At 73.1% G+C, this 2,971-nt stretch carries 3 protein-coding genes and 1 pseudogene; all 4 read left to right on the top strand.

Features of this window, described 5'->3' with window-relative positions; translation table 11 throughout:
• Nucleotides 1-381 (top strand): IPT/TIG domain-containing protein (locus ACIGA3_RS10015; protein WP_399712567.1); only part of this gene is annotated, 381 nt, incomplete at its 5' end.
• A 201-nt stretch (nt 382-582) separates the two neighbouring features.
• Complete coding sequence (locus ACIGA3_RS10010) at nt 583-1,083, top strand: Ig-like domain-containing protein (protein WP_399712564.1); 501 nt, start codon at nt 583-585, stop codon at nt 1,081-1,083.
• Between the two features lie 273 nt (nt 1,084-1,356).
• Nucleotides 1,357-1,691: pseudogene (locus tag ACIGA3_RS10005) on the top strand (hypothetical protein); the annotation flags it as partial.
• Nucleotides 1,692-2,775: 1,084 nt separating this feature from the next.
• A partial coding sequence (locus ACIGA3_RS10000; protein ID WP_399712561.1) for a hypothetical protein occupies nt 2,776-2,971 on the top strand: 196 nt, incomplete at its 3' end.

Below are 2,971 nucleotides of genomic sequence, written 5' to 3'. Positions count from 1 at the left end.
TGCACCGTCGACTCCGCCACCCAGATCACCGCGGTGACCCCGCCCGGCAGCGGATCCGTCGCGTGCACCGTCACCGGTCCCGGCGGCACCAGCAACTCCGTCATCTACACCTACCTGGCAGCGCCGGCGCTCACCGCGCTGTCGCCCGCGCAGGGGCCGACGGGCGCGGGCGCCGCCGTGACCCTGACGGGCACCGGGCTGACCACGACCCTCGCGGTCCACTTCGGCACCGCACCGGCGGCCTTCACCGTGGTGTCGGACACGACAGCGATCGCGATCGCCCCGGCGGGTCCGGCGGGTCCGGTGCCGGTGAGCGTCACGACGTCGGGCGGCACCAGCAATGCGCTCGCCTACCAGCGGGTCGCTCCTCCCGCGATCTAGCCGGTACCACGGCATCGGCGACAGCGGCCCGCGCCTGCTCCGCGCCACCGGCCCGCTCCAGCCCATTCGAGCGAGCCGATGACTCAGGCGGGCCGCCGGGACCCGCGCCTCCCGCACATGCCACCGGAAGCGGCCTAAGGTCACGCACCGAACGGTTACGGCGAACCCCCGCCTCACCATCGGACCGAGGAGGCCCCCTCAGTGAAAGCCCGTCGTGCGCGCAAAGCCGGAGCCATGGTCGCCTCGGCGGCAGCGGCCACAGTGCTGTTCCTCGCTCCGTCGGCTGCCGCCGCCGATCCGTCGTCGACCGCGGTCCAGGCCACGCCCTCCTCGGCGACGACCGGGCAACTGGTGACCCTCACCGCGACAGTGACCTGCAGCTCGGACCCGAGCAGCGGCCTCGGCGTGTCGTTCTTCGACGGCCCGGACCTCCTCGCGACGGCACCCGTCTCCGCCGACGGACACTCCTCGCTGACCACCGGTTTCACGACCACCGGAACACACACCATCACCGCCGCCTACAACGGCGATGACAGCTGCGGCGCCTCGAGTGACACCACCACCGTCACCGTGTCCCAAGCCCCGGTTCCCCCGGCCGACAACCCGGGCTGCCTGCTGTGCGGGCTCATCGACTTCCACACCGGGGACATCCACAACGAGGTCAACGTCAACAGCCACAACGTGACGCGCATCCACAAGTAAGCCCGGCCCGCCGGCCGCTGGATGTGTGCGAGGGGGGGGCCACGGGCCCGGGGCACCCCCTCCCGCGTCTGTCACGAGATCCCGGCCGAAGCGGCGCCCGACGGCTTTCCGCCGCCGGCAGACACATCCACCTCGGCACCGTCACCCGCGCAGCACCCGCGATCCGGCCCCGCACATGATCCGGGATAAGCCCTCTGCGCAGCATCCGCGGACCCGCCGCCACCGGCCAGCACGAACCGAGCCGCCGCACGCCCCGGTGGAACGCCGGCCGGAGCCGGACCGGCTGCGGCGGCCGCAGTACGGCCGCGGGGCCACGTCCGGCAGCTCTCCACCTGGGCCGAGGTCACCAACCGAGGTCACCAACCGAGGCCACCAACCGAGGCCACCAACCGAGGTCACCAACCCGGCCGCGGAAAAGCTCCTCGCGCCGACCAGCTGGACCAAGCCCGACACAGCCACCTACCTCTCAGGCGCCGACTGGGCCGAACTCCACCTCCAGCCCCGGACCCGACGTCCTGGGCGACCGCGCGCGTTTCGGCGTACGGGTCACCGGCGCCTCGCGTGCCCGGCGTGACCGCGTCGTCGACGCCGACCGGGACAACCATCCCTCCGCCCAGGAGGAGCAGAGCCCTGGGGCGGCGCCTGCGGACCCTCGCCACGTACTCCTCGTCACGGACCATCTGCCTCAGACCCCAGACCATGACAACATGATCGCTTTCGCCACCCAGCGCTGTCGCTGCACTTCAGAGCACCACCGGCAAGCGATGTCATCAATCAAGGGATGATCACGCCCCTTTGTCCGCCGTGGTCGGGCCCGACCACGAGCCCGACCACCCCCCCCATGGCCAGGCCGACCACCGTGTCGTCGCCCCTTGCCCCCGCTCGCTACCGGCCGCCGTCGGACTGCGGTCAAGGGGGACCCCCCTGCACGCTGCTCCCTCGCGTCCCCGCCCACCAGGGCGGCCCGAAGCGAAGGAGCCACCACGATGACCACGCACCGGCCACCGGCAGGCGCCCAGGACGCCCGCCCCGACCACGATCCCGACCAGCACCCGGCAAGTCGCCCCGGCCTCCTGTGGCACGGGCTTGGGACGCCACTGTGGAACCTCCCTTTGGTGCCCGGCACCGAGCCGGACGAAAAAACCGCCCGTCACCAAGCAGACGCGGCCGCGCGCGACAGACGACGGGGAAGGAACGGGGCTGATGGGGGGGCAAGCGTGAGGAGGACCCGGCAGGATCGTCGAACAGCCTGCGCGGCGACGGGCTGCGCGTGCTCGCAGTGCTGAAGGTCGCGAGGGTCGAACAGATCCGGCAGATCGCAGCCCCGCACCTGAGTTACCGCCACACCGACAAGCCGACGCCCTCGAAGCAAAAGCAGGCCCGCACCGCCGTACCTCAGGCTCGCCAGGTTATGGACCCGCGCGTTCAGCCGCCGCGATCGCACGGCGCCGGCCGCGTGACCCGCGTGTCTCGGTCGGTCAGGAGCACGGGGTTGCGACAAGGATTGGCGCCTGGCTGCTGCGCTGGAGGTTGCGACAGGGGTTGCGCCTGCTCTTGCGCGAGCCGACGAACCGTCTTCGTGTTCGCGCAGGTCACCACGCGATTTCGCCGTGGTCGGAGTGCTGACATCCCCGTTGCGGCCGCTCTGCCCATGTCTCCTGGCTGGAGTGAAGGAGTAAGGGACGGGGCGGGATGGGCGGCACGGCCGCGGCCGGGGATCGGGGCACGCTCGGTTCCGGGTGTGCGGCGGCCGGACCCGCCGCGCCGCCCCGCCGACGGCCCGCCGCGCCGCCCCCGCCGACGGCCCGCCGCGCCGCCCCCGCCGACGGCCCGCCGCGCCGCCCCCGCCGACGGCCCGCCGCGCCGCCCCCGCCGACGGCCCGCCGCG

Source organism: Streptomyces sp. NPDC085596 (assembly GCF_044541565.1).
Classification (GTDB): Bacteria; Actinomycetota; Actinomycetes; order Streptomycetales; family Streptomycetaceae; genus Streptomyces.
Note: the sequence above shows the minus strand (reverse complement) of the source record. Positions and strands in the feature narration are given on the sequence as shown.